This window comes from Mycobacterium neumannii (assembly GCF_048452905.1).
GTDB lineage: Bacteria > Actinomycetota > Actinomycetes > Mycobacteriales > Mycobacteriaceae > Mycobacterium > Mycobacterium neumannii_B.
Map to the genome: position 1 here is coordinate 1,468,000 of NZ_JBCGVF010000003.1, position 25,788 is coordinate 1,493,787.

The 25,788-nt window shown below is 68.6% G+C and carries 22 protein-coding genes and 2 pseudogenes; 13 read left to right on the top strand and 11 right to left on the bottom strand.

Annotated elements, in window-relative coordinates; translation table 11 throughout:
* The first annotated feature begins 3 nt into the window (after positions 1-3).
* Both AAHH99_RS13590 and AAHH99_RS13595 read left to right on the top strand, forming a co-directional pair.
* Positions 4-1,752 carry an N-acyl-D-amino-acid deacylase family protein gene (locus AAHH99_RS13590; protein WP_418769071.1) on the top strand — a complete coding sequence of 583 codons (1,749 nt, stop codon included), beginning with the start codon at positions 4-6 and terminating at the stop codon, positions 1,750-1,752.
* The gene (locus tag AAHH99_RS13595) at positions 1,749-2,306 is read left to right on the top strand and encodes a carboxymuconolactone decarboxylase family protein (protein ID WP_418769072.1); all 558 of its coding nucleotides are present in this window, start codon (positions 1,749-1,751) and stop codon (positions 2,304-2,306) included. Before AAHH99_RS13590 ends, AAHH99_RS13595 begins: the two co-directional genes overlap by 4 nt.
* Here AAHH99_RS13595 and AAHH99_RS13600 read toward each other — a convergent pair.
* The gene (locus tag AAHH99_RS13600) at positions 2,295-3,119 is read right to left on the bottom strand and encodes an SDR family NAD(P)-dependent oxidoreductase (protein ID WP_418769073.1); all 825 of its coding nucleotides are present in this window, start codon (positions 3,117-3,119) and stop codon (positions 2,295-2,297) included. The two genes, AAHH99_RS13595 and AAHH99_RS13600, sit on opposite strands and share 12 nt — an antisense overlap.
* Before the next feature lie 42 nt (positions 3,120-3,161).
* Here AAHH99_RS13600 and AAHH99_RS13605 point away from each other — a divergent pair, with 42 nt between their 5' ends.
* Positions 3,162-3,536: a pyridoxamine 5'-phosphate oxidase family protein gene (locus tag AAHH99_RS13605; protein ID WP_418769074.1), complete on the top strand. Its 375-nt coding sequence runs from the start codon at positions 3,162-3,164 to the stop codon at positions 3,534-3,536.
* 141 nt (positions 3,537-3,677) lie between these two features.
* On the opposite strand, the gene groL is transcribed toward AAHH99_RS13605, so the two are convergent.
* Positions 3,678-5,303, bottom strand: coding sequence for a chaperonin GroEL (gene groL / locus AAHH99_RS13610; protein WP_064399745.1), 1,626 nt, complete (start codon positions 5,301-5,303; stop codon positions 3,678-3,680).
* 190 nt (positions 5,304-5,493) lie between these two features.
* On the bottom strand, positions 5,494-6,057 hold the full coding sequence (locus AAHH99_RS13615; RefSeq protein ID WP_418769075.1) for a TetR/AcrR family transcriptional regulator: 564 nt from the start codon (positions 6,055-6,057) through the stop codon (positions 5,494-5,496).
* Between the two features lie 173 nt (positions 6,058-6,230).
* Between AAHH99_RS13615 and AAHH99_RS13620 the strand changes: the two genes are divergently transcribed.
* The gene (locus tag AAHH99_RS13620; protein WP_418769076.1) at positions 6,231-6,740 is read left to right on the top strand and encodes a cupin domain-containing protein; all 510 of its coding nucleotides are present in this window, start codon (positions 6,231-6,233) and stop codon (positions 6,738-6,740) included.
* Here AAHH99_RS13620 and AAHH99_RS13625 read toward each other — a convergent pair.
* Positions 6,730-9,267, bottom strand: coding sequence for an ABC transporter (locus AAHH99_RS13625; protein ID WP_418769077.1), 2,538 nt, complete (start codon positions 9,265-9,267; stop codon positions 6,730-6,732). The two genes, AAHH99_RS13620 and AAHH99_RS13625, sit on opposite strands and share 11 nt — an antisense overlap.
* A 220-nt stretch (positions 9,268-9,487) precedes the next feature.
* On the opposite strand from AAHH99_RS13625, the gene AAHH99_RS13630 reads away from it, so the two are divergent.
* Positions 9,488-11,185: a DEAD/DEAH box helicase gene (locus tag AAHH99_RS13630; protein WP_418769078.1), complete on the top strand. Its 1,698-nt coding sequence runs from the start codon at positions 9,488-9,490 to the stop codon at positions 11,183-11,185.
* Between the two features lie 25 nt (positions 11,186-11,210).
* On the opposite strand, the gene AAHH99_RS13635 is transcribed toward AAHH99_RS13630, so the two are convergent.
* Genes AAHH99_RS13635 through AAHH99_RS13655 form a run of 5 tightly spaced genes read right to left on the bottom strand, consistent with a single transcriptional unit; the run spans position 11,211 to position 14,831 of the window.
* Positions 11,211-11,708 carry a polyketide cyclase gene (locus AAHH99_RS13635; protein ID WP_418769079.1) on the bottom strand — a complete coding sequence of 166 codons (498 nt, stop codon included), beginning with the start codon at positions 11,706-11,708 and terminating at the stop codon, positions 11,211-11,213.
* Positions 11,709-11,744: 36 nt separating this feature from the next.
* Positions 11,745-11,990 carry an addiction module protein gene (locus AAHH99_RS13640; RefSeq protein ID WP_418769625.1) on the bottom strand — a complete coding sequence of 82 codons (246 nt, stop codon included), beginning with the start codon at positions 11,988-11,990 and terminating at the stop codon, positions 11,745-11,747.
* A gap of 30 nt (positions 11,991-12,020) precedes the next feature.
* The gene (locus AAHH99_RS13645) at positions 12,021-12,836 is read right to left on the bottom strand and encodes an HAD-IIA family hydrolase (protein ID WP_418769080.1); all 816 of its coding nucleotides are present in this window, start codon (positions 12,834-12,836) and stop codon (positions 12,021-12,023) included.
* A 25-nt stretch (positions 12,837-12,861) separates the two neighbouring features.
* The gene (locus tag AAHH99_RS13650) at positions 12,862-14,280 is read right to left on the bottom strand and encodes a PH domain-containing protein (protein ID WP_418769626.1); all 1,419 of its coding nucleotides are present in this window, start codon (positions 14,278-14,280) and stop codon (positions 12,862-12,864) included.
* A gap of 56 nt (positions 14,281-14,336) precedes the next feature.
* The gene (locus AAHH99_RS13655) at positions 14,337-14,831 is read right to left on the bottom strand and encodes a PH domain-containing protein (RefSeq protein ID WP_418769081.1); all 495 of its coding nucleotides are present in this window, start codon (positions 14,829-14,831) and stop codon (positions 14,337-14,339) included.
* A gap of 56 nt (positions 14,832-14,887) precedes the next feature.
* On the opposite strand from AAHH99_RS13655, the gene AAHH99_RS13660 reads away from it, so the two are divergent.
* The 6 genes from AAHH99_RS13660 to AAHH99_RS13685 all read left to right on the top strand — a co-directional run bounded on the left by AAHH99_RS13660 (position 14,888) and on the right by AAHH99_RS13685 (position 21,627).
* Entirely contained in the window at positions 14,888-15,799 is a 912-nt protein-coding gene (locus AAHH99_RS13660; RefSeq protein WP_418769082.1) for an SDR family NAD(P)-dependent oxidoreductase, read from the top strand.
* Positions 15,799-17,052: a gephyrin-like molybdotransferase Glp gene (gene glp / locus AAHH99_RS13665; RefSeq protein WP_418769083.1), complete on the top strand. Its 1,254-nt coding sequence runs from the start codon at positions 15,799-15,801 to the stop codon at positions 17,050-17,052. Before AAHH99_RS13660 ends, glp begins: the two co-directional genes overlap by 1 nt.
* A gap of 58 nt (positions 17,053-17,110) precedes the next feature.
* Positions 17,111-17,839 carry a phosphatidylserine decarboxylase gene (locus AAHH99_RS13670; protein WP_418769084.1) on the top strand — a complete coding sequence of 243 codons (729 nt, stop codon included), beginning with the start codon at positions 17,111-17,113 and terminating at the stop codon, positions 17,837-17,839.
* The gene (locus AAHH99_RS13675; protein ID WP_418769085.1) at positions 17,836-18,696 is read left to right on the top strand and encodes a CDP-alcohol phosphatidyltransferase family protein; all 861 of its coding nucleotides are present in this window, start codon (positions 17,836-17,838) and stop codon (positions 18,694-18,696) included. The genes AAHH99_RS13670 and AAHH99_RS13675 overlap by 4 nt, the downstream gene beginning before the upstream one ends.
* Entirely contained in the window at positions 18,689-20,905 is a 2,217-nt protein-coding gene (locus tag AAHH99_RS13680; RefSeq protein ID WP_418769086.1) for an AAA family ATPase, read from the top strand. The genes AAHH99_RS13675 and AAHH99_RS13680 overlap by 8 nt, the downstream gene beginning before the upstream one ends.
* A gap of 254 nt (positions 20,906-21,159) precedes the next feature.
* Positions 21,160-21,627, top strand: coding sequence for a DUF1707 domain-containing protein (locus AAHH99_RS13685; RefSeq protein ID WP_418769087.1), 468 nt, complete (start codon positions 21,160-21,162; stop codon positions 21,625-21,627).
* Here the strand turns inward: AAHH99_RS13685 and AAHH99_RS13690 are convergent.
* A pseudogene (locus AAHH99_RS13690) lies at positions 21,594-21,782 on the bottom strand (response regulator transcription factor); the annotation flags it as partial. The gene AAHH99_RS13685 and the pseudogene AAHH99_RS13690 overlap by 34 nt on opposite strands.
* Before the next feature lie 51 nt (positions 21,783-21,833).
* A pseudogene (locus AAHH99_RS13695) lies at positions 21,834-22,243 on the bottom strand (sensor histidine kinase); the annotation flags it as partial.
* 182 nt (positions 22,244-22,425) lie between these two features.
* Here AAHH99_RS13695 and AAHH99_RS13700 point away from each other — a divergent pair.
* Both AAHH99_RS13700 and AAHH99_RS13705 read left to right on the top strand, forming a co-directional pair.
* On the top strand, positions 22,426-25,314 hold the full coding sequence (locus AAHH99_RS13700) for a Na+/H+ antiporter subunit A (protein WP_418769627.1): 2,889 nt from the start codon (positions 22,426-22,428) through the stop codon (positions 25,312-25,314).
* The gene (locus tag AAHH99_RS13705) at positions 25,311-25,781 is read left to right on the top strand and encodes a Na(+)/H(+) antiporter subunit C (protein WP_418769088.1); all 471 of its coding nucleotides are present in this window, start codon (positions 25,311-25,313) and stop codon (positions 25,779-25,781) included. The genes AAHH99_RS13700 and AAHH99_RS13705 overlap by 4 nt, the downstream gene beginning before the upstream one ends.
* Positions 25,782-25,788 lie beyond the last annotated feature (7 nt).

Genomic DNA, 25,788 nt, shown 5'->3' on the forward strand with positions numbered 1-25,788 from the left:
CGTATGACATATGAACTCGTGATCAGAGGCGGCACCATCGTCGACGGCCTCGGCGGGCAACCCTACGTCGGTGACGTGGCGGTTTCGGACGGCGTCATCGCCGCGGTGAACCGCGCAGACGAATCAGCCGTCGGACGGGTCGATGAGACCGGCGCGCGGGAGATCGACGCGACGGGCCTCCTGGTCACCCCCGGGTTCGTGGACCTGCACACCCACTACGACGGCCAGGCGATCTGGTCGGACCGCCTGACGCCGTCGTCGGCGCACGGTGTGACCACCGTGGTGATGGGCAACTGCGGGGTGGGGTTCGCGCCCTGCCGCCCGGAGGACCACGACGTCCTCGTCGACGTGATGGCCGGGGTCGAGGACATCCCCGGTGTGGTGATGGTCGACGGGTTGCCGTGGCACTGGGAGACGTTCCCGGAGTTCCTCGACGCCTTGGAGACGCGACACAGGGACATTGATGTGGCCGCGCTGCTGCCCCACTCACCGCTGCGGGTGTACGTGATGGGGCAGCGCGGTGTCGACCGCGAACCGGCCACCGCCGAGGACCTGGCGATGATGCGCAAACTCGCCGCCGAAGCCGTACAGGCCGGCGCGCTGGGCTTCGCGTCGTCGCGGTTCACGTTGCACAAGACCGAGAGCGGGCGGCCGATCCCCAGTTACGACGCCGACCGCGCTGAGATCGAGGCGATCGCCCGCGGAATCGACGACGCCGGTGGCGGGCTGATCCAGTTCGTGCCCGACCTGGTGGCCGGCGACTACGAACCTGTGCTGCGAACGGTGTTCGAGGTCGCCGCCGAGGTCGGCCTGCCCGTGACGTTCACCCTGGCGATCGGCAACGCCGGGGACCCGTTCTTCCTCGACGCGCTGACGATGGTCGAGAAGGCCAACATCGACGGCGGCGAGATCACCGCGCAGATCTTCCCGCGGCCGATCGGGTTGGTGCTCGGCCTCGAGTTATCGGGCAACCCGTTCGTGATGTACCCCAGCTATCAGGAACTGGCCTCCCTGCCGCTGGCCGAGCGCGTCGCCCAGATGCGTAATCCCGAAGTGCGGCAACGGATTCTATCCGACCAACCGGTCGGCGAAGGCCATCCGCTGATGTTCGCGGCGCAGGCATTCGAGTGGATGTTCCCGCTCGGCGATCCACCGAATTACGAACCTCCGCGGTCCGAGAGCATCGCGAGTCGCGCCCGTGCCCGCGGCGTCAGCCCGCTCGAGGAGGCTTACGACCGGCTGCTCGACGACGACGGTCACGCCATTCTTCTGGTGACCCTGGCCAACTTCCGTGACGGCACCCTCGACACGGTCGCGGAGCTTATCCGTCGCGACGATGTGGTGCTCGGGCTCGGCGACGGTGGTGCGCACTACGGAATGATCTGCGACGCAAGCTTTCCCACGTACATGCTGACGCACTGGTCACGCGACCGCGCGGCCGGTCGGCTGTCGGTGGCTGAGGCGGTGCGCGAACTGACCTCGGCGCCCGCCCGGGTTGCCGGCCTGGCCGACCGCGGACGGATCGCCGTCGGGTACAAGGCCGACCTCAACGTCATCGACCACCACGGGCTGCGCCTGCACCGGCCGGTGATCGCCTACGACCTTCCCGCTGGCGGCCGGCGCCTGGACCAGAGTGCCGATGGATACGTCGCGACCGTCGTGTCCGGCGAGATCATCGCCGAGAACGGCATTCCCACCGCCGCGCGTCCGGGCGAGTTGATCCGCGGCCGCCGACCCGCGCCCACTGCGTGAGCAGGGTCGCGCCGCTGGCTCCCCCGTGGAGCGAGGACGACGCCGCAGGCATCAACGGCTGGGGACATCCCGACCGCACCTACGAGCCGCTGCTGCTGGTGCGCTGCCTGCAAAGGCACCCGAATCTGGCTGCGCGGCTTCGCAAACTGGGCGAGTCGCTCTACGTCGACGCCAGGCTGCCGCCGCGATTGCGCACCATCGCGATCCTGCGGATCTGCGCATTGCTGCGGTGCGAGTACGAATGGGGCGGCCAGGCCGCATTCTGGGGTCCTATCGCCGGTGTCAGCGAACGCGAATGTGACGCACTGGTTCTCGACGACGATCCCGGCTTCAGCGACTTCGAGCGGGTACTGATCGCGGCCGTCGACGAGGTGGAGAGAACCGGCACATGGTCGGATCAGACGTGGCACGCCCTGGGCGACGAGCTCGATGACGAGCAGCGGATGGAGTTGCTGGTCGCGGTCGGTTGGTATCGCACCATCTGCACGCTGTGCAACGGCATGGCCTTGCCGGTCGAGGGTTGGATGCGGCGCTGGCCGTTGTCAGACCGCTGAGCGATCGCGGCGCAGCCCGGGATGCTGACTGCGCAGCGTCCTGAGCAGAACAGCCCGCGGAAGCGCTTGGAGTAAGCGTGTGGCCAGCACGTTCTGGCGTCCTGCGATCACGGTGCCGCGGTCGTGTTCGAGCGCGTCGACACCGATCCTGGCCACCTCGCGCGACGGCACCCACATGAATTTGGGGAATGCCGCGGCGAACGCGCGCTCGTCCATGCCCGCCGCCTGGAGGAACTCGGTGCGCACCGGCCCTGGAGCGAGCATCGCGACGGTGACGCCGGAGCCCGCCAGTTCGGCCCGCACGCCCTCGGTGTAGGTCTTGACGAACGCCTTGGTTCCCGCGTAGCCGGACTGGCCGGGGAACGGATGATAGCCGGCGGTGGACCCGACGTTGAGGATCGCACCGCGACCACGCGGCACCATCTGCTGGACCGCGCGGGTGGTGAGGTCGATGACGGCCTCGACGTTGACGCGTACCTGTGCGATCTCGTCGGCCACAGGCGATTTCGTCACCGACCCGATCGTGCCGATCCCGGCGTTGTTGACGAGGATGTCGACGGCGAGGCCGCGCTCGGCGACCTGGTCGAACAGGGCTGCGCGGGCCTCGGGGTCGGCGACGTCGCACGCGATGGTCTCGGTGCGGACGTCGTCGGCGAGTTCGGCCGCCAAATCGCGCAGCCGGTCTTCGCGACGAGCGACGAGCGTGACGCCGTGACCGCGCGCGGCGAGTTCGCGGGCGATGTCGGCGCCGATGCCTGCCGACGCTCCGGTGACGACGGCGGTGGTGGTGGACGATGGGGGCGGTAAGGGCATACAAGAACCTAACGCGCCGCTGCGCGGACGTATCCTCGCCCTATGAGCGTGAAGGTGGATCTCGACCGGTTGACCGATGTGCTGGCCGACTTCGGCTTCGCCTATCTGATCTCCGTCGGCGACGACTACCGCGCGCACACCGTCGCCGTCGACCCGGTGTTGCGCGACGGCAGGCTCGACGTCGGCACCGTCGGCCGGCACACGCGGGACAACACCGCCCGCCACGGCGACGTCACCATCGTGTGGCCGCCGAGTGAGGCCGGTGGATACTCGTTGATCGTCGACGGCCAGGCGCACCAGGCGGGCGAGTCGTTGTCGGTCCAACCGGCGCGCGCGGTTCTGCATCGCAAGGCCACTGCGGAGTCGCCGGCGACGAGCCCGGACTGCCTGCACGACTGCGTCCCTCTGAAAAAGTAGTTCCCGCCGAGAGTGGGCTTGTGTCACGGTCCGCCGCGGATATGCGTGCGGGTAACCCACGTTCGGCGATACGAACGGACATGAAAAAGCCCGGCCCCTCGTGAGGAGCCGGGCTTTCCCAGTAGAACGGGCCTTCCAGACTTAGAAGTCCATGCCGCCCATGCCGCCGGTCGGGTCGGCCGGACCAGCGGCCGCCTTCTCCGGCTTGTCGGCGACGACAGCCTCCGTGGTCAGGAACAGCGCCGCGATGGACGCCGCGTTCTGCAGCGCCGAACGCGTCACCTTGACCGGGTCGGCGACGCCGGCCTTGAGCAGGTCCTCGTACTCGCCGGTCGCGGCGTTGAGGCCGACGCCCTTCTCCGAGTTGCGGACCTTCTCGGCCACCACGCCGGGCTCCAGACCGCCGTTGAGGGCGATCTGCTTCAGCGGAGCCTCGAGCGCCACGCGGACGATGTTCGCGCCGGTGGACTCGTCGCCCTCCAGCTTGAGCTCGTCCAGCGCCGGGGAGGCCTGCAGCAGAGCCACGCCACCGCCGGCGACGATGCCCTCCTCGACGGCCGCCTTGGCGTTGCGCACGGCGTCCTCGATGCGGTGCTTGCGCTCCTTGAGCTCGACCTCGGTGGCAGCGCCGGCCTTGATCACCGCAACACCGCCGGCCAGCTTGGCCAGGCGTTCCTGCAGCTTCTCGCGGTCGTAGTCGCTGTCGCTGTTCTCGATCTCGGCGCGGATCTGGGCCACCCGGCCGGCGATGGCGTCGGAGTCACCGGCGCCCTCGACGATGGTGGTCTCGTCCTTGGTCACGACGACCTTGCGGGCCTGGCCGAGCAGCGAGATGTCGGCGGTCTCGAGTGAGAGGCCGACCTCCTCGCTGACGACCTGACCACCGGTGAGGATCGCCATGTCCTGCAGCATCGCCTTGCGGCGGTCACCGAAGCCCGGGGCCTTGACGGCGACGGACTTGAAGGTGCCGCGGATCTTGTTGACCACCAGGGTCGACAGGGCCTCACCCTCGACGTCCTCGGCGATGATCAGCAGCGGCTTGCCGGCCTGGATGACCTTCTCCAGCAGCGGGAGCAGATCCTTGACCGTCGACACCTTGGACGACACGAGCAGAATGTACGGATCCTCGAGGACCGCTTCCTGACGCTCGGCGTCGGTCACGAAGTAACCCGAGATGTAGCCCTTGTCGAAGCGCATACCCTCGGTGAGCTCGAGCTGCAGGCCGAAGGTGTTGCTCTCCTCGACGGTGATGACACCCTCGTTGCCGACCTTGTCCATGGCCTCGGCGATCAGCTCACCGATCTGGGTGTCGCCGGCCGAGATCGCAGCGGTGGCGGCGATCTGGTCCTTGGTCTCGACCTCCTTGGCCGACTTCAGCAGCGTCTCGGTGATCTTCTCGACGGCCTTCTCGATGCCGCGCTTGAGGCCGAGCGGGTTGGCGCCGGCCGCGACGTTGCGCAGACCCTCGCGCACGAGCGCCTGGGCCAAAACCGTTGCCGTCGTCGTTCCATCTCCGGCGACGTCGTCGGTCTTCTTGGCGACTTCCTTGACCAGCTCAGCGCCGATCTTCTCGTACGGGTCCTCCAGCTCGATCTCCTTGGCGATGGACACACCATCGTTGGTGATCGTGGGGGCGCCCCACTTCTTCTCCAGGACGACGTTGCGACCCTTGGGCCCCAACGTCACCTTTACCGCGTCGGCGAGGCTGTTGAGGCCCCGCTCGAGGCCGCGGCGGGCCTCTTCGTCATACGCAATTGTCTTGGCCATTGCGAAGTGTTCCTCCGGATTGGGGATGGCACGTCTGCGGTCGGGTGCAGTGCCCGCGACGGACGGCTCGGGTGTGCTCCGCAGATGCGGCCCGTTGCCTCACCGTCCCGACCTAGCACTCACCGGTCGCGAGTGCCAATTGCCTTTCTAGCACTCGGGCATGGCGAGTGCAAGATCGCATGCGACGCGTTCAGGCCGCTCGCAGGCCGTCCAGCACTACCTCGGTGAGCCGCGCGGCTTGTTCGGGATTGGCGTCCTGGATCGCAAAGCAGCCGGCAAGGATCGCCTTCACGTCGAGCACGTCGACGTCGCGCCGCGCGGTCCCGGCATCCTGGGCCGCCTCGAGCAGGTCGCCGAGGAATTCGAGGAAGGCCTGCTCGGTCTCCGGTATGACCTCCGCGACGTCGATGCCCTCGCCCGCCATGGCGTCCTTCAGCCCGCGATCGGTCGCTCCCCAATGCAGGACCAGCGAGCGCAGCAGGACGAACAGCGCCTCTCCCGGAGGTACGCCCTCGATCAGGGCGCGGCCCTCGGCGACGAGGCTCTCGATCCGGTCCTCGACGACCGCGCGGTACAGGTCCGCCTTGGTCGGGAAGTGTCGGTACACCGTGCCCGCGCCGACGCCGGCACGCCGGGCGATCTCGTCGATCGGCACCGCGAGCCCGTCGGTCGCGAACGCGTCATAGGCGACCTCCAGAACGCGGGCGCGATTGCGCAGGGCGTCGGCACGCAGCGGTCGGTCGGTCGCACTCACGTCATCCCCTCGGGATTCACACTAGACAGGGCGTGCGTTCCGGATATTCGTAAGGAACCGGGGCGCTCGCTCCGTTTAATACTCTATCGAGGGGAAGCCATGACCGCGTGGTCCACCGCCGGGATCATGTATCCGGTGCCCGCGGCGGTCTGACCGTGGCAGGGTGGGTAGGCATGTCGCTCGTCGATCCCCGGCAGGTTCCGCCCTACCCACCCCCGCGGTACACCGCGCCCGAACCGGAAGCCAGTGCCTGGGTGCGGCGCGGCGCCCAGGCGGCCGATTACGACTCGTTCGGGTTGGTGAAGTACCACTACCTCGCCGACCAGAAAGCCACCGACGGCGACTACGGGCTGTACCGCGTGGAGATCGCGCCGAACGGCGGCGGGCCGGGACCGCACTTTCACCGCGCGATCTCGGAGGCCTTCTTCGTGCTGTCGGGGACCGTGCGGCTCTACAACGGCACCGAGTGGCTCGACGGAAATCCCACCGATTTCTTCTACGTGCCGCCCGGCGGCATCCACGGCTTCCGCAACGAGGCCGACGCGCCGACGTCGCTGTTGATGCTGTTCGCTCCCGGCGCCCCGCGCGAGCACTACTTCGAGGGCTTCGCCGCGCTGGGCGGCCTGACCGACGATGAGCGCCGGGAGTGGTTCATCGCCAACGACAACTTCTTCATCGAGTAGCCAGCCGCGCGGCCAGATACCGCGCGGTGCGGCTGCCCTTCGCCTGACTCACCTTCTGCGGTGTGCCCGCGGCGACCACCCGTCCGCCGTCGTGGCCTGCGCCCGGTCCGAGGTCGACCACCCAGTCCACCCCGGCGACCATCCGCATGTCGTGTTCGGCCACCACCACGGTGTTACCCGCGTCGACGAGGCGATGCAGTTGGGCGTCGAGTAGATCCACATCCGCCGGGTGCAATCCGGTGGTGGGTTCGTCGAGGACGTAGAGCGTGTGGCCGCGGCGGAGCCGCTGCAGTTCCGATGCCAGCTTGATTCGCTGAGCCTCGCCGCCGGACAGTTCGGTGGCGGGCTGGCCGAGACGCAGATATCCCAGCCCGACCTCACGCAGCGTCGTCAGGCTGCGCGAGGCACCTGGTATGTCGTCGAGGAACTGTGCGGCTTCCTCGACGGTCATGGCCAGGACGTCGGCGATGGTGTGGTCGCGGTAACGCACCCGCAGCGTGGCTTCGTTGTAGCGGGCGCCCCCGCACGTCGGGCAGGTGGCATAGGTGCCCGGCAGGAACAGCAGTTCGACCGATACGAAGCCCTCCCCCTGGCAGGTCTCGCATCGGCCTTCTGCGACGTTGAACGAGAACCGCCCCGCCGTCCAGCCCCGGCGGCGCGCGGCCGGCGTCGCGGCGAACACTCGTCGGACCGCGTCGAACAGGCCGGTGTAGGTGGCCAGCGTCGAACGCGGGGTGCGCCCGATCGGTCGCTGGTCGACGGCGACCAGTCGGTCGATCACATCGACGCCCTCGACCGTCACCCCGATGCTGGCGTCGTGATCGAGGTCGACGATCTCGGCGTCGGAATCGTCGGTGTCGCCGTCGCTTTCGGCCATGCCGACGGCGCGGCCCAGATGGCGGTTCACCACATCACCAAGAACTTTGACGACCAGTGTCGACTTGCCTGAACCGGACACACCGGTGACCGCGGTGTAGACGCCGAGCGGCAGGTCGACATCCACGTCGCGCAGATTGTGAAAACAGATGCCCCGCAATCGCAGCCGCGACGACGGATCGCGCGGGGTCCGCGGTTCGGCCGCCTCGTCACCGAACAGGTAACGACGGGTGAGCGACTCGTCGACGTCCTTCAGGCCGGAGACGGGTCCGCTGTAGAGCACTCGTCCTCCGTGTTCGCCCGCGCCGGGGCCGACGTCGACGATCCAGTCGGCCCGGCGCACGACATCCATGTCGTGTTCGACGATGAACAGCGAATTACCCGCTCGCCGAAGGCGATCCAGCACGTCGAGCAACGGCTCCGCATCAGCGGGGTGCAGGCCGGCCGACGGCTCGTCCAGCACGTAGAGCACCCCGAACAATCCGGCTCGCAGCTGCGTGGCCAGCCGTAGCCGCTGCAGTTCACCCGGCGACACGGTTGGCGTGCGGCGGTTCAGCGTCAGATAGCCGAGGCCGAGGTCGATGAGCACCTGAATGCGGGCGACCAGATCGGCCGCGATCATCGTGGCCACCTCGGTGAACTCACCGGATGCGGTCGACTCGAACGCCGGGGCGGCGTCCTTGCGGGCGGCGGTCGGCCGCAGCGCATCGGCGAGTTCGGCCAGTGGCATCGCCACGTAGTCGGCGATGGTGCGACCCGCGAAGGAGACCTTCAGCGCCTCGGGTCGCAGACCCGATCCGTGACATACCCCGCATTCGACGCTGTCGACGAATTGCAGGACGCGTCGGCGCATCATCGCGCTCTGCGAGTTCGCCAGCGTGTGGCGGACGTGGCGTTCGGCGCTGGAGAAAGTTCCGTTGTAGTAGTAGTCGGCCGTGACCGGATGCTGGCCCGGATCGATCTCGACGGTGGGCTGCTCGTCGGTGAATAAGATCCAATCACGTTGCCGCTTGGGTAGTTTCCGCCAGGGCTTGTCGATGTCGAACCCCAGCGTGATGAGGATGTCGCGCAGGTTCTGGCCCTGCCAGGCGCCCGGCCACGCCGCGACGGCGCCCTCGCGGATGGTCAACGAGGGGTCCGAGACGAGCGTCTGCTCGGTCACCTCGTGGATCCGCCCGAGACCGTGACACTTCGAACAGGCGCCGACGGCAGTGTTCGGGGAGAACGCGTCGGAGTCGAGTCGTTCGGTGGCGCCGCGCGGGTACGTCCCGGCACGGGAGAACAGCATTCTCAGGAGATTGGACAGGGTCGTGACGGTGCCGACCGTGGACCGTGAGGTGGCCGCCCCCCTGCGCTGCTGCAGGGCGACGGCCGGAGGCAGCCCGGTGATGTCGTCCACCTTGGGCGCGCCGGTCGGCAGCAGCAGGCGCCGCGCGTACGGGGACACCGACTCGAAGTACCTGCGCTGCGCCTCGGCGTAGATGGTGCCGAACGCCAGCGACGATTTGCCGGAACCGGAGATACCGGTGAACGCCACCAGCGCGTCGCGCGGGGCGGCGACGTCGACGCCCCGTAAGTTGTGCACGCGGGTACCGAAGACACGGACGCACGGGTCGATGTCGTCGCTGGGGGTAATGGGGGTTGCCGACATGGTTGGCGCAGAGTACCCACCTCGCGCCAGGACAAGCACGGTGTTTGCTGCGGGCACTCCCCAGCGGGTCGCGACGCAGCGTCGGCCGCTGGGCGCTCAGCGGTGGTTCGCAGCCGCCGGTCGTGTTCGACACACCGGCTGTCCGGCGACACGCCACGCAGAGATGCGCGGCCGTAATCCGTTGCGCTAGGCTGCTGTCCGATCAGTGAGGAGTCTTTGGGTGCGGGCAGACACAGCGCCCGGCACCCAGGCTTTGCGAAGCTGGCAGCGTCGGGCATTGGTGCGGTATCTTGGCGCCAAACCGCGCGATTTCCTCGCCGTAGCCACACCGGGCGCGGGTAAGACGACGTTTGCCCTGCGCGTTGCCGGCGAGCTGTTGGCCGACGGCGCCGTCGAACGCATCACCGTCGTCGTGCCGACCGAGCATCTCAAGATCCAGTGGGCGCTGGCCGCCGCCAGGCTCGGCCTGGCGCTGGACCCGAAGTTCTCCAACAGCGCCGCGCACCACTCCTCGGAGTACCACGGCGTCGTCGTGACCTATGCCCAGGTGGCCAGCCACCCCACCCGGCACCGGGTGCGCACCGAGAACTACCGCACGCTGGTCATCTTCGACGAGATCCACCACGGCGGTGATGCGAAAAGCTGGGGCGAGGCCATGCGTGAGGCGTTCAACGACGCCACCCGCCGGCTGGCGCTGACCGGTACACCGTTCCGCAGCGACGACAGCCCGATCCCCTTCGTCACCTACGAGCCCGATGGCGACGGGGTGCTGCGCTCGCGGGCCGATCACATCTACGGGTACTCCGATGCGCTGGCCGACGGCGTGGTGCGGCCGGTGGTGTTCATGGCCTACTCCGGGGAGGCGCGCTGGCGCACCAGCGCGGGCGAGGAGTTTTCGGCGCGCCTCGGCGAACCGCTCAACGCCGAGCAGACCGCGCGGGCCTGGCGCACGGTGCTCGACCCGAACGGCGAGTGGATCCCGGCGGTGCTGCAGGCCGCCGACACCCGGCTGTCCCAGCTGCGCAACGGCGGGGTGCCCGATGCGGGCGCGATGGTGATCGCCTCGGACCAGAAAGCCGCCCGCGCCTACGCCAAGGTGCTGACAACGCTGACCGGGGAGGCGCCGACGCTCGTCCTGTCCGACGACCCCGGTTCCTCGGACCGCATCGCCGAATACGCGGCGGGCACGGGTCGTTGGCTGGTCGCGGTGCGCATGGTCTCCGAGGGTGTCGACGTGCCGCGACTCGCCGTCGGCGTGTATGCGACGTCGGCCTCGACCCCGTTGTTCTTCGCCCAGGCGATCGGACGCTATGTCCGCTCCCGACGTCCCGGCGAGACCGCAAGCATCTTTCTGCCGTCGGTGCCCGCGCTGCTCGACCTGGCCAGCGAGATGGAGGCACAGCGCGACCACGTGCTCGGCAAGCCACACCGCGAGTCGCAGGGCGAATGGGACGACGCGGCCCTCGAGGACGCCAACAAGAAGAAAGACGAGCCGGGCGAGGCCGACAACGGCTTCGAGATGTTGGGCGCCGACGCCGAGCTCGACCAGGTGATCTTCGACGGCTCGTCCTTCGGTACCGCAGCGGCCGTCGGCAGCGAGGACGAGGCCGACTACCTCGGCATCCCCGGCCTGCTCGCCCCCGACCAGATGCGAGACCTGCTGCGGCGCAGGCAGGAAGAACAACTCACCCGCCAGACCGCCTCGGGTGAGGTGCCGCGGGTCTCCACCCACGGCCAACTGCGCGAGCTGCGCAAGGAACTCAACACGCTGGTGTCCATCGCCCACCACCGCACCGGTAAACCACACGGCTGGATCCACAAGGAGCTGCGCCGGATCTGCGGCGGCCCGGCGGTCGCGGCAGCGACGACCGATCAGCTCCGCGCCCGCATCGAGGCGGTACGGACCCTGCAGTCCTAGCGGTACTGCCCGCGAGGAAAGCCCCTCAGCCGCGCGACTCGGCGAGCGAGGCGAGGTTCTTCAGCGAGTTGTCGAGGTGCTGCGGCTCGAACGGCGGGAACTCGATGTCGCGCATGTGCGGCGCCACGTTCGACCAGTCGTAGGTCAACGTGACCGCCGTCCGGTCTTCGGCCACCGCTTCGAGGTCGTATCGCCAGAGCCATCCGCCCCATTCGAGTTCGGTGCCATTCATCAGATAGCCGCGCTGCTCGGGACCCTGGCCGGGCAGCCACCCGATGACTCGCGGCCGGTCGAGCACCTCGACCCGGTTGGCCATCTCGTAGTACTTCTCTGGATGGTTGTCGTGGTGCATACCCATCCGGAAGACCTGGCCGACCTCGGTCAAGGGTTCGGAGTCGAGCGGCTCGCGCACCCATCCGGTGCCGTCGATCGCCTGGTGCGTCGACGGGTCGGCGAGCACATCGAACACGGTGTCGATCGGGGCATTGACGGTGGTGGTCGCGTGGATACGTTGTTCTGTCATGTCAATACAGACTGCGGCGGGAACGAGAAGTCATCGTCAGAAGATTCCGCACCCGGCCACCCCACACACCCACGCGCTGATCAACAGCAGCGGCCAGAGCACGACGGCCACGACCAGGGCCGCGATGTTGGCGAAGATCGTGAAGTCGCCCGACAGCGCCGCCTCGAGCTGACCGATCAGCTCGATGTGAAACATCGCGTAACCGACCCCAATCACGATGTAGACCAGCGTGATCCACAGCGCCAATTCCAGGTACGTGTTGATACCCCGCTGCAGCAACATCTGCTGCACCCGCTCCCACATCTATGTCCCCTACAGTCCGAGAAGCTGCGGCAGGTTGGCCACGGAGTCGATCACATGATTCGGCTGCATCGCGAATTCATCTGCCGCCCAACGATCCAACGTATCCTGGCGAAACTTGCCCGTGCGCACCAACACGCCGGTCATACCGACCACCTGTGCCGCCAGCACGTCATTGTTGAGATCGTCGCCGACCATGTACATCTCGTCGGGTTCGACTCCGAGCCGGCTCGCCGCGGCGAGGAAACCCTCGGGGGCGGGCTTGCCGACCGCGGTGGCTTTGCGCCCCGAGGTCTCCTCCATGCCGAGCAGGTACATGCCGGTGTCCACGCGCAACCCGTCGGTCGTCGTCCATGCGGTGCTGCGGTGCATCGCGACCACCGGCACTCCCTGGGCCATCCAGTCGTAGACCCACGACAACGTCAGGTGGCTGTACTCCGGACCCGCACCGCCGAGCAGGATGACGTCCGGGGTCTCCGGTGCGCGGGGACCGCTGTACTCGTGCGAGTAGACGATGTCGATGCCGGGCATGTCCTCGGCGATCTGCCCGCTGTTGACCAGGAAGCAACGCGCGTCCGGATACCGGTCGCGCACGTATTGCGCGGTCAACACCGCGGCGGTGATGACCTCGTCGGGCCGAACAGCCATCCCCGCTTCGGAGAGCAGTTCGGCGATCTGCACGCGGGTCTTGGTCGTCGTGTTGGTCAGGTACGCGCAGGCAACCTGGTTGTCGGTCAACGAACGGACCGTCTGTGCCGCGCCTTCGATCGGACGCCACGAGGTCACCAACACGCCATCGATGTCGAACAGCACCCCACCGATAGCCATGGCCCGACAGTAAACGGCACACCGGTCAGCGCAACTCGGACCCCGCGCCCACCCATGCTGTGTCGGCCACCCACGGCGACGCCTGCGCCGCAATCGACCACGCTAGCGTCGCGGGCACGTCGATCACCTGATAGTGCTTGACCCCGGCGGCCGTAGCGGCGACCAGTGTCGCCACCCCCGCGCGCCGCTGCATCCACGTCTGGCGCACGGTCCAGCCGATGATGCCCGACGCGTCGATACAGTCGCGGCGGCGCTGCAGGCTCCCCGTACGCGCGACCAACCAGCCGTCTCCCACGCGGTGCCCCAACGACCGTGCGCGGTCGAACGCCAGCAGCGCGCAGCACCCGGTGAGCAGAACCCAGAACACCCACACCCATATCGGCGTCGGCGCCACCAGCAGCGCCACCGCCGCCGCGGCGGGCAGCACCATCGCCCGGGTCCAGCGCCTGCGCGTGGCGACGGGGCCGTGTGCACGGAGCGGCCCGGTCACCGCGTCGCGGCGTGCGATCAGACCCGTCAACACCTCGTCGGCGGTGCGCTTGGGACACGGCGGCAACAACAACGACGACTCACCCTCTCCCCCGACACCGGTCATCACCGCGTCGAGGCGCGCACCGCCGAACAGCCTCACCAGCAACGGCTCCCGGAGCGTGCCCCCGCGCAGGCGGCGCATGTCGAAGGTGTGTTCGCGGACGCGGATCAGCCCGTACTTCAGATGCAGCACCTCGAAGTCCCTTCGCAGTTCGAGGTTGCCGTAGATCAACAACGACTGCAGCACCGAGAGCACGACGGAGGCCAGCAGAAGCACCGCCGCGCCGAGTGCGATACCGGCCGCCGCCCCGAGGCTTCTGGCCGTGTCGAGCCACGACTGGGCAAGACCCGATTCGTGCACGCCGCTGTCGACGCCCACCTGATAGGCCACGCCGACCGTGGCGGCGATCATCGCCAGCCCGGTGAAGCTCAGCGGGCTGTAGCGCAACCACGACGGCGTCCACCGCGCGAGCACGCGACCGGGTGCAGACGGCTTGTCCTCCTCCACCGCAAGGGATTCGGCCAGCAACTCGGCGCGCAACCTGCCGACCTGCTCGGTGGGCACGGCGTCGAGCGCGAACGCTGCGTCACCCCTGGCCTCCTGGCCGGTGCTGACCCGCAACACCGTCAGCCCCAGCAACCGGTGCAGCAGGCGGGCGTCAGTGGACACCGACCGAATCCTGTTGCGCGGCACCGAGAGCATCTTGCGCTGCAACACACCGGTGCGCAGCTGCACATCGCTCGGTCCCACGCGGAATGTGGTGGTGAACCACCGCGCCAAGCCGATCGCGACGGTGATCCCCAGCACCGCGACGGCAAGGAGCGGGTTGCCCGTCGCGGAGCCGAGCACCAGCGTGCCGACGAGCACCGGGATCTGGCGGACCACCTCGTGTACAGGGTGCACCAACAGCATCCGCGGGCTCAGGCGCTGCCATTCCTCGCCAGCGGGCTGCTCCCACCCGGTGACTGTCACGTCGCGTCCTCGGTTCCCAGCGCGGCGATGTCGGTGAGACGGGCGACCACCGCGTCGGCCACGTCGGTGTCCAGCGCGACGATGCGAACCGCGCCCGCCGACGACGCCGTCGTCACCGTCACGTTGGCGAGCCCGAAGAACCGCTCCAGCGGGCCGCGTTCGGTGTCGACGGTCTGCACGCGCGAGATCGGCGCGATGCGGCGCTCCTGGGTCCACCAACCGGTGCGGGTGTACACCGCCCGCGGATCGATGTCCCACCGGTGCACCCGGTACCGCCACCACGGGACGACGACGACGAACATCACGATGCCGAGCAGCGTGCCCAGCGCCGCGAGCGCATGCACCCACCACGGCCGCGGGTCCACTGCGAACCACACCAGTTGCCCTAGCACCACGAACAACCACGGGATCGCCGCGCCGATCGCCCACACCAACGGCGCCTTGCGGCTCGGTTTGTTCGCGGGGTCCAAGAAATCCACGAGATCGGTCATCAGGCATCCAGCCTAGGTAACCGCGAGTCCATCGGCCGCTGAGTATGTTGATCGTCATGGGCAGCAAATGGACCGTGGCCGACCTGCCGGACCAGTCCGGGCGGACCGCGATCGTGACAGGCGCGAACAGCGGGCTCGGATATGACACCGCGGCCGCCCTGGCAGGCGCAGGCGCTGCGGTGGTGCTCGCGGTACGCAACCTCGACAAAGGCAACGAAGCGGTCGACCGCATCAAGAAGGCGAGTCCCGACGCCGTGGTCAGCCTGCAGGAACTCGACCTGTCCTCGCTGGACAGCGTCCGCAAGGCCGCCGACGAGCTGCGCGCCGCGCACCCGCGCATCGATCTGCTGATCAACAACGCAGGCGTGATGTACGTGCCGAGCCGCGAGACCACCAAAGACGGTTTCGAGATGCAGTTCGGCACCAACCACCTCGGCCACTTCGCGCTGACGGGCCTGCTGCTCGACAACCTGCGCAGCATCGACGGGTCGCGCGTCGTGACGGTCAGCAGCGTCGGCCACCGGATCATGGCTCGAATCCGCTTCGAGGACCCGCATTTCGAAACCGGATACAACCGCGTCCAAGCCTATGGACAGTCCAAGCTGGCCAACCTGCTGTTCACCTACGAACTGCAACGGCGCCTGGCAGCTGACGGCGCTGCCGCCATCGCGGTCGCTGCACACCCCGGGTTCTCGGACACCGAATTGATGCGCTATATACCGGTTTTCGTTCCGGATGTCGTGTGGAAGATCTTCACCCAGCCCGCGGACAAGGGTGCGCTGCCCACGCTTCGCGCGGCCACCGACCCGGGCGTGCAGGGCGGACAGTACTACGGCCCCGACGGTATCGGCGAAGTGAAGGGCCATCCGAAACTCGTTGCCTCGAGCGCACAATCGCACGACGAAGACATTCAGCGCCGATTGTGGACCATGTCCGAGGAACTGACCGGCGTCACATACCCCCTCTGATGCGGACCGTCGAAGAGCATCAGCGCGTCGTCGCCGCGTTGATCACCGCCCGTCCAGCGGTCAGCGTTCCGATCGCCGACGCGCTGGGTCTGGTGTTGGCCGAGGACGTCGTCGCGCCGTTGTCGCTGCCCGGCTTCGACAACTCCGCGATGGACGGCTACGCCGTCATGGTCGACGACGTGGCTTCGGCCACGCCCGAGAACCCGGTCCGGCTGCCCGTCGCCGAGGACGTCCCCGCCGGCCGCACCGATCTTCTGGTGCTGAAACCCGGTGCGGCGCACCGGATCATGACCGGGGCGATGCTTCCCGCCGGTGCGACGGCGGTAGTGCCGGTGGAGGCGACGAACGCAGCGACCGACACCGTGGAGATTCGCGCAGCCGCGAGAGACGGGCAGCACATCCGGCGCGCCGGTGAGGACGTCACGGCCGGAACGGCCGTACTGCGCGCGGGGCAACTCGTCACACCGGCGGCGCTCGGGTTGGCCGCCGCACTGGGTCTTGCCGAGTTGACGGTGATACCGCGCCAGCGCGTGCTGGTGATGTCGACCGGCACCGAACTCGTCGCACCCGGCACACCGCTGGCACCCGGTCAGATCTACGAATCGAACGCGGTGATGCTTGCCGCGGCGCTGCGCGACGCCGGCGCCGGGGTGGTGGCTTCTCCCATGACCGGCGACGACGTCGAATCGTTCCGCGCCACCCTTGCAAAGCACACCCGTGACGCCGACCTGGTCATCACGACGGGTGGGGTGAGCGCGGGCGCGTACGAGGTCGTCAAGGATGCGCTCGGAGCCGGAGGGCCCGTGACATCGGGCCTCGGCGGGTCGGTGGACTTCGTCAAGGTCGCCATGCAGCCGGGCATGCCGCAGGGCTGCGGCGTCATCACCGCCCCGGGCCCGCCCGCGTCACCGCAGCGGGACATCCCGATCGTCACGCTGCCCGGCAACCCGGTCAGCGCGCTGGTCTCTTTCGAGGTGTTCCTGCGCGCGCCGCTGCGCCTCGCAATGGGGTTGGCGAACCCCGCCCGGCCGCGCCGCAGCGCAGTGCTGACCGAGGACCTCACCTCGCCGCGCGGAAAACGCCAGTTCCGCCGCGGCGTGCTCGACGCGGCCGCCGGGACGGTGACCAGCTACGGACCGCCGGCCTCACACCACCTGCGGTGGCTGGCCTCGGCGAACTGTCTGCTGGAGATCGCCGAGGATGTCGACGCTCTTTCGGCCGGGTCGCCGGTCCAGGTGTGGGACCTGACCTGATTTCCCGGCGGACCGGCCAATGCCGCGGCGTGCACCCGGCCCGTAGAATCGCGGGACGATGGCCAGACGCCCCGACCTGAAATCCGGCCCCGCGCGGCTCTTGGCGCTGGCCCGTACCACGATCCCCCCGATGCATCCCGCGGGGCTGCCGTTCGTCGGCGCGAGCCTGACGCTGGCCGCGCTCGGGCGCCGGAACCCGTGGCTACGCGGCGCCGCGCTGGCCTCGGCCGCCGCCAACGCCGCGTTCTTCCGCCACCCGCCGCGCGTACCCCCCACCCGGCCAGGTCTGGTCGTCGCGCCCGCCGACGGTTTGATCTGCCTGATCGAGGAGGCGCAGCCACCGGCCGAACTCGGTTTGCCCCCAACGCCATTGCCCCGCATCAGCATCTTCTTGTCGGTCTTCGACGCGCATGTGCAGCGCGCCCCGATCAGCGGTGAGGTCGTCGCGGTCGAGCACCGACCGGGTTTGTTCGGGTCGGCCGAACTGGAAGCGGCCAGCGAGGACAACGAGCGCAACAGCGTGCTGATCCGCACCACCGACGGCGTCGAGGTGATCGCCGTACAGATCGCCGGCCTGGTGGCGCGGCGCATCGTGTGCGAGGCCAAGATCGGTGACGAACTGGCGATCGGCGAGACCTACGGCCTGATTCGCTATGGCTCGCGGCTGGACACATACCTGCCCGCCGGATCGCGCATCCTGGTGACGGTGGGACAGCGCGCGCTGGCGGGTGAGACGGTATTGGCGGAGCTGGAGCCCGATGCCGCCGGCCGGGCGGCTCCGGCATGATTCGGCCCCGCATCAAGCGTTCGGTCGTCAGCCTGCGCATCCTGCCCAGCGCGATGACGGTCGCCGCGATCTGCCTCGGGCTGAGCGCGGTCAAGATGGCGCTGGACGACCGGCCGACCGAGGCGATGGCGTTCCTCGCGATCGCCGCGATACTCGACGCGCTCGACGGCCGCATCGCGCGCGCCCTGAAGGCGACGTCGCGGATGGGCGAGGAGATCGATTCGCTCGCAGACGCCGTGAACTTCGGCGTCGCACCGGCTTTCATCGTGTACGGCACGCTGCTGTCGAAGTCAGAGGTCGGCTGGATCGTGGTGCTGGTGTACGCGGTGTGCATCGTGCTGCGCCTGGCCCGGTTCAACGCGATGCTCGACGTCGACAAACCGGACTACGAGAAGAAGTACTTCGTCGGCATGCCGGCCCCGGCAGGTGCAATCGGAGCAATCGGTCCGCTGGCCGCCAAGATGCAGTTCGGCGACGGCTGGTGGACCTCGGAACCCGCCGTCGTGATCTGGATGCTCGGCGTCTCGGCGCTGGTGGTCAGCACGATCCCGATGCGCAAGATCCACACGTTCTCGGTGCCACCCAACATGGTCGCGCCGCTGCTGGCGTTCGTGGCGATCGGCGTGGCCGCCGCGATCCTCTACGGCTACCTGGTGATCCTGATCATCATCGCCGCCTACGTCCTACACATCCCCTTCGCCATCCGCACCCGCCGGTTCCTGGCCGCGCACCCCGAAGTCTGGGACGACAAACCACGCCAGCAGCGCGCCGCCCGACGGGCCATCCGCCGGGCCCAGCCGCACCGCCGGTCGGTGATGCGACTGGGACTGCGCAGACCCGGCTCCCGACATGACTGAACTGCAGGCCGACCGCCCGGCTCCCCGGGCACACCTCACGCTGACCGCGCGGCTGAACACCTCGGCGCTCGACTCGCGCAGGGGTGTGGTTCGCCTGCATCCGGAAGCCATTGCCGCGCTGGGTATCCGCGAATGGGATGCGGTGTCGCTGACCGGTTCGCGCACCACCGCCGCGGTGGCCGCCGAGACACCGGCCGGCGTTCCCGCGGGCACCGCGCTGCTCGACGACGTCACGCTGTCGAATGCCGGGCTGCGCGAGGACACCACCGTGCTCGTCGCGCCCGTGACCGTCTACGGCGCACGATCGGTGACGCTGTCCGGCTCGCGGCTGGCCAGCCAGTCGATCTCGCAGGCCACGCTGCGACAAGCGTTGCTGGGCAAGGTTATGACAGTTGGCGACACGGTGTCGCTCCTGCCGCGGGAGCTGGGACCCGACATCCCGTCCTCACGCGCGACCGCGGCGCTTGCCTCGTCGGTGGGCATCACCTGGACCTCCGAACTGTTGACGGTGACCGGCACCGATCCCGCGGGACCCGTGAGCGTGCAACCCAATTCGGCGGTCTGCTGGGCCGACGGCTCATCGGGCAAATCCGTCGCACCCGCTTCGGACGCCGCGACGGGTCAGGCGGTGGTGACCGCACCGGAGACATCGCAACCGGCGCTGAGCGTCGACGACCTCAAGGGATCTCAGGCCGAGGCGCAGCGCCTCACCGAATGGCTCAAGCTCGCACTCGACCGGCCCGAGCTGCTTGAAACCCTCGGCGCCACAGCCAATCTCGGCGTTCTGGTATCGGGCCCCGCCGGTGTCGGTAAGGCAGCGCTGGTGCGCGCGGTCTGCGCCGACCGGCGACTGGTCGAACTCGACGGACCGGAGGTCGGCTCGCTACGAGCCGAGGACCGGATCGCGAGGGTGGCCTCGGCGGTAGCGACCGTCCGCGACGGCGGCGGCGTGCTGTTGATCACCGACATCGACGCGCTGCTGCCGGCCACCGCCGAGCCGGTGGCCACGCTGATACTCACCGAACTCCGAAACGCGGTCGCCACCCGCGGTGTGGCGTTCGTCGCAACGTCGCAGGAGCCCGACAACGTCGACGTCCGGTTACGCGCGCCCGACCTGTGCGACCGCGAGCTCGGGCTGAGCCTGCCCGACGGTGCGATCCGCAAGCAGCTGCTCGAGGTGCTGTTGCGCGAGGTACCTGCCAATGACCTCGACCTCGACGAGATCGCCGAGCGCACACCGGGATTCGTGGTTGCCGACCTGGCCGCGCTGGTCCGCGAGGCGGCGCTGCGGGCCGCGGCGCGCGCCAGCGCCGACGGTGAGCCGCCCGCCCTGGTTCAGGACGATCTGCTGGGCGCGACGACCGTCATCCGCCCGCTGTCACGCTCGGCCACCGAAGAGGTGTCGGTCGGCTCGGTGACACTCGACGACGTCGGCGACATGGCCGACACCAAACAGGCGCTCACCGAAGCGGTGCTGTGGCCGCTGCAGCACCCCGACACGTTCCAGCGTCTCGGCGTGGCGCCGCCGCGCGGTGTGCTGCTCTACGGCCCGCCCGGTTGCGGCAAGACGTTCGTGGTGCGCGCGCTGGCCAGTTCGGGGCGGTTGTCGGTGCACGCCGTCAAGGGCGCGGAGCTGATGGACAAATGGGTCGGCTCGTCGGAGAAGGCCGTGCGCGAACTGTTCCGGCGAGCCCGCGACTCGGCCCCGTCGCTGGTGTTCCTCGACGAGATCGACGCGCTGGCACCGCGACGCGGTCAGAGTTTCGACTCGGGTGTCACCGACCGCGTGGTCGCGGCGCTGCTGACCGAACTCGACGGCATCGAACCGCTGCGCGACGTGGTGGTGGTCGGCGCGACGAACCGGCCCGATCTGATCGACCCGGCGCTGCTGCGTCCCGGCCGGTTGGAGAAGCTGGTGTTCGTCGAGCCGCCCGACGCCGAGGCCCGTCGCGAGATCCTGCGCACCGCCGGTAAGTCCGTTCCGCTCGCCGACGATGTAGATCTCGGTGCTCTGGCCGGGGAACTCGAGGGCTACAGCGCCGCCGACTGCGTCGCGTTGTTGCGCGAGGCGGCACTTACCGCGATGCGGCGCTCGATCGACGCCGCCGACGTCACCGCCGAGGACGTCGCGGCCGCGCGCGAGGCGGTGCGCCCGTCGCTGGACGCGGCGCAGGTCGAGTCGCTGCGGGCGTTCTCGGCCGCTCGCTGATCCTTTCGCCCGCGAGCGGCTCCTTTCCGCCCGCTGATCCTGTCGCCCGCGAGCGGCTCCTTTCCGCCGCGCATCCGACCGGCACGCACCGACGCGCGCACATCCCTCCGCGAGTGTGGGCTTGATGCACGTCAAACGCTCCCTACGCGTGCGGGTAACCCACGTTCGCGGGACATGGAGAAGCATCTTGACAGTGGCAAGTTCATGCGGCATAGTCGAGATAACTTGTCATTGTCAAGATCGAGGAGGTCGGCATGCCCGCCATCGCACCCGTCGTCCGCGCCGGAGACCCCGATCGGGAGAAGACGGCCGACGTACTCGGCCAGGCCCTCGCGCAGGGATACCTCGCGATGCCGGAGTACGAGGCCCGGCTGCAGGCCGCCTTCGCCGCCGCGACCCGCCCGGAATTGCACGAGCTCACCGCCGATCTGCCCGTCGAGCGCCTCAGACGCAACGATCCCCGCCGCCGGGAGGCTCGCAGGCAGCTGGCCCGTCGCAGTGTTCAGTTCCACCTGGCCGGCTACCTGGCCATGGTCGGGATCGTGCTGACGGTGTGGTTAGCAGTCGGTCTCACCGCGGGTGCGTGGTACTTCTGGCCGGTCTGGCCGATCCTCGGCGCGGGGGTCGGGTTGTTGGCCCACGCGCTCCCGGTGCGGTACGGGTTAACGCCCGCGCCGTGCCAACGCCGTCACGGCTCGATCAACCCGGCGCGAATCGCGTAGCGGGTCAACGTAACTCGATCCTGCAGTCCGAGTTTGGCCAGCAGGTTCGTCCGGTGTCGGTCGACGGTCTTGACGCTGATGACCAATGTGTTGGCGATATCGCGCGAGGAATAGCCCTCGGCGATGAGTTTGAGCACCTCCTCCTCTCGCGGCGTGTTGGAACTCGGTGAGGTGATCGTCAGGTCGCCGTCGACCAGCACACCAGCGACGTCGGGCTTCAGCCGATCTGCCTGCAGCACAATGTGTTTGACGAAGGGTAAGCCGGTCGCGTTCGTGCACAGCGAGTTGAGCGCGCTGTGCAGGCCGAGGTCTTCGAGAGCTCGGGCCGCAAGCGCCGCGCGATGCTGCGGACCTCGTCGAGGCCTGCGCGCACAGCGTCTTGGGTGTCGGCGAGCTCACCGTGGATCTCGGCGGGTGCGCGGTCCACCGCCCGCTTGAGGAGCAACAGCGCGACCGTCAACGTCTGACCGATCTCGTCGTGCAACTCGCGCGCGATGCGCTGGCGCTCATTCTCCTGCGCGGCCAACGCCGACGCGCTCGCCGTGGTGCGTTCGGTTTCGAGCCGGTCCAGCATGGTGTTGAACGACGCGATGAGGTGGCGCAGGTCGCCGTTGCCGCTGTGCTCCCCTGCGGTCCGGCAGGCGCCGACCACCGCGAGCGGTGGTGTCAACGACGCGGCATAGTAGCCCCGATCGACCCACGTAGAATGACGATCCGAAGCCTTAGTCGGCTGACACCCCGACCATAAGTTCTCCAGTTGGCGGCCGCGTGCTGACCAACACAACCGATCGGAGTGCCCTGCTCGCCGTCCTGCTCGCACACGCGGTCGCCGCCGCGCTGGCGCCCCTGCTTGTCCACAAGTGGGGGCGCAAGGCCTTCTATCCGCTGGCGTTGGTGCCGCTTCTGTCCCTGGTGTGGGTGGCGCAGAACTGGCCGTCCGCGGGGCGGTCGAGCACCGTCGACGTGCCGTGGGTGCCCGAGCTGTCGATGAACATCACGCTGCGCTTCGACACGCTCGCCGCGATCATGAGCGTGCTGGTTCTCGGCATCGGCGCGCTGGTCCTTCTCTACTGCGCCGACTACTTCCAGCACCACGACGGCCGCATCGAGAACCGGTTGCCGAGTTTCGCCGCCGAACTGGTCGCGTTCTCCGGCGCGATGTTCGGGCTGGTCACCAGCGACAACCTGCTGATGCTCTACGTGTTCTGGGAGATCACCTCGGTGCTGTCGTTCCTTCTGGTCGGTCACTACGCCGAACGCCTGACCAGCAGGCGGGCGGCAACCCAGGCGTTGTTGGTCACGACGTTCGGTGGCCTGGCCATGCTGGTCGGCATCATCGTGCTCGGCAACATGGCAGGCACCTACCTGCTCTCCGAACTCCTCGAATCCCCGCCGACCGGGGTCGCGGCGTCGGTCGGGCTGGTGCTCATCCTCGTCGGCGCGCTGTCGAAGTCGGCGATCGTGCCGCTGCACTTCTGGCTGCCGGGCGCGATGGCCGCACCGACCCCGGTGAGCGCTTACCTGCACGCCGCGGCGATGGTCAAGGCCGGCGTCTACCTGATCGCGCGCATGAGCCCCAGTTTCGCCGAATCCCCGGTGTGGCGGCCCATAGTGGTCTCACTCGGCCTGTTGACCATGCTGCTGGCCGGTTGGCGCGCAGTGCGCGAGTACGACCTGAAGTTGATCCTGGCCTTCGGCACGGTCAGTCAGCTGGGGCTGATCACGGTCATGGTCGGCACCGGCGGCAGCGACATGATGCTCGGCGGACTGGCGATGCTGGTGGCACACGCCATGTTCAAGGCGGCGCTGTTCATGGTCGTCGGCATCATCGACCATGCCACCGGCACCCGCGACATCCGCAGACTGGCCTGGCTCGGCGACAAGGCGCGACCGCTGTTCATCATCGCCGTCGGCGCGTCGGCCAGCATGGCGGCGCTGCCCCCGTTCTTCGGCTTCATCGCCAAGGAAGCCGACCTGGCCACCGTGCTGTACACCCCTACCCTCGGCGTTTTCGCCCCGGTGGTGCTGGCCGGCATCGCGATCGGCTCGGTGTTCACGACCATCTACAGCCTGCGTTTCCTGTTCGGTGCGTTCGGCCGCAAGGGACGGCCCGAGCCGAGCACCCGTGTCGCCGAGATGCACCGCCCCGAGCGCACGTTCATGATTGCGCCGGGCATCCTCGCGGCCGCGGGCCTGGCCTTCGGGCTCTGGCCCGTCGGGATCGGCGATGTGCTGGAGGATTACGCCGACACGGTGCCCGGCGGCAACAACGAGTACCACCTCGCTTTGTGGCACGGCGTGAACGTGCCGCTGCTGTTGTCGGTGCTGGTGATCGCCACCGGCGTGGCGGCCTTCGTGGGCCGCGAACGGTTGCGCCGGTTCCGCACGATGCGAGAACCACTCGGCAACGCCGACCACGTGTACGACGCCGTGATACGCCGGCTCGACCTGTGGGCGGTGGAACTCACCGCTGTCACCCAGCGTGGTTCCATCCCGGCCACCCAGGCGGCGATCCTGTCGACGCTGGTGTTGGTGCCCACCATCGCGCTCGCGGTCGGTGCGCGCGACCACCCGCAGTTCAGGCTGTGGGGTTCACCGCTTCAGGTGGTGATCGGTCTGATCATCCTGGCCGCCGCGCTCGGCGCTCTGGTGATGCGCAACCGCCTGGCGGCGGTGCTGCTCGTCGGGGTGACCGGATACGGGTGCGGGGTGATCTTCGCGCTGCACGGCGCACCGGACCTGGCGTTGACCCAGTTCCTGGTCGAGACGTTGACACTCGTGGTGTTCGTGCTGGTGCTGCGCACGTTGCCCGCCGAAGCCGACCGGGTCCACATCCGGAGGTACCGGTGGCCCCGGGCGGTGCTGGCGCTGGCGGTCGGTGCGACCGTGACCACCTTGGCGGTGTACGCGATGGCCGCGCGCACGGGAACTCCGATCGCCTCGTTGATCCCCGAAGCGGCGTACTACCGCGGCCACGGCGCCAACGCCGTCAACGTGCTGCTGGTCGACATCCGCGCCTGGGACACGATGGGTGAAGTCATGGTGCTCGTGGTCGCGGCGACCGGTGTCGCCTCAATGGTGTTCCGGCACAGGAGGTTCGGGGCCCCGCCGCGGGTGTCCGATGCGGGCCAGCCCGACATCGGCCGGCTACCCGCGGTCGTGAACACCAGCCCGGCGGCCGGCGAGATCACGTGGCTGCGCGGCAGCGAACTGCGTGACCCGCGGCACCGGTCGTTGATTCTCGAGGTCGCCACCCGCGTCATCTTCCCGCTGATCATGATGTTGTCGGCGTACTTCTTCTTCGCGGGACACAACACTCCCGGCGGCGGGTTCGCCGGTGGATTGACGGCCGGGCTCGCGCTGGTGCTGCGCTACCTCGCCGGCGGTCGCTACGAACTCGGTGAGACGCTGCCGCTGGACGCGGGCAAGATCCTGGGCGCGGGACTCACTTTGTGTGCCGGTACCGCGTTCGCCTCGCTTCTGGTGGGTGCGCCCGCGCTGTCGTCGGCGCTGATCGAGATCGACGTACCGGTGTTGGGCACCGTCAAGTTCGTCACCGCGTTGTTCTTCGACCTGGGGGTGTACCTCATCGTCGTGGGTCTGGTGCTCGACGTGCTGCGTAGCCTCGGCGCCCGCATCGACGTGGAGTTGAGCCAGGACCAGAAGACGGTGGTGGGTACGCGATGACCACCTCTCTTGTGCCCCTTATCTTGCTCGGCGGGCTCACCAGCGCAGGCGTCTACCTGCTGCTCGAGCGCAACCTGACCCGAATGTTGCTGGGGCTGTTGCTCATCAGCAATGCGATCAACCTGCTCATCCTCATCGCCGGCGGCCCGTCCGGAAAGCCTCCGATCTGGGGTCGGGGCAGCGACAAGCACACCACCACCGCGGATCCGTTGGCCCAGGGCATGATTCTGACCGCGATCGTCATCACGATGGGCATCGCGGCGTTCGTGCTGGCGATGGCCTACCGGACCTATCGGTTGACCACGGCCGAGGAAGTGGGCGACGACCCCGAGGACGCCAAGGTCTCCGAGTTGGCCTCGAAGGACATCGCCGCCGTCGAAGAGGACCGACCACAACCCGAAGCCGCCCGCGACACCGATGCACCCGACGAGTTGGACGCCCTGCCCGGTTACGAGGGGTCGAAGTGATCCGGGG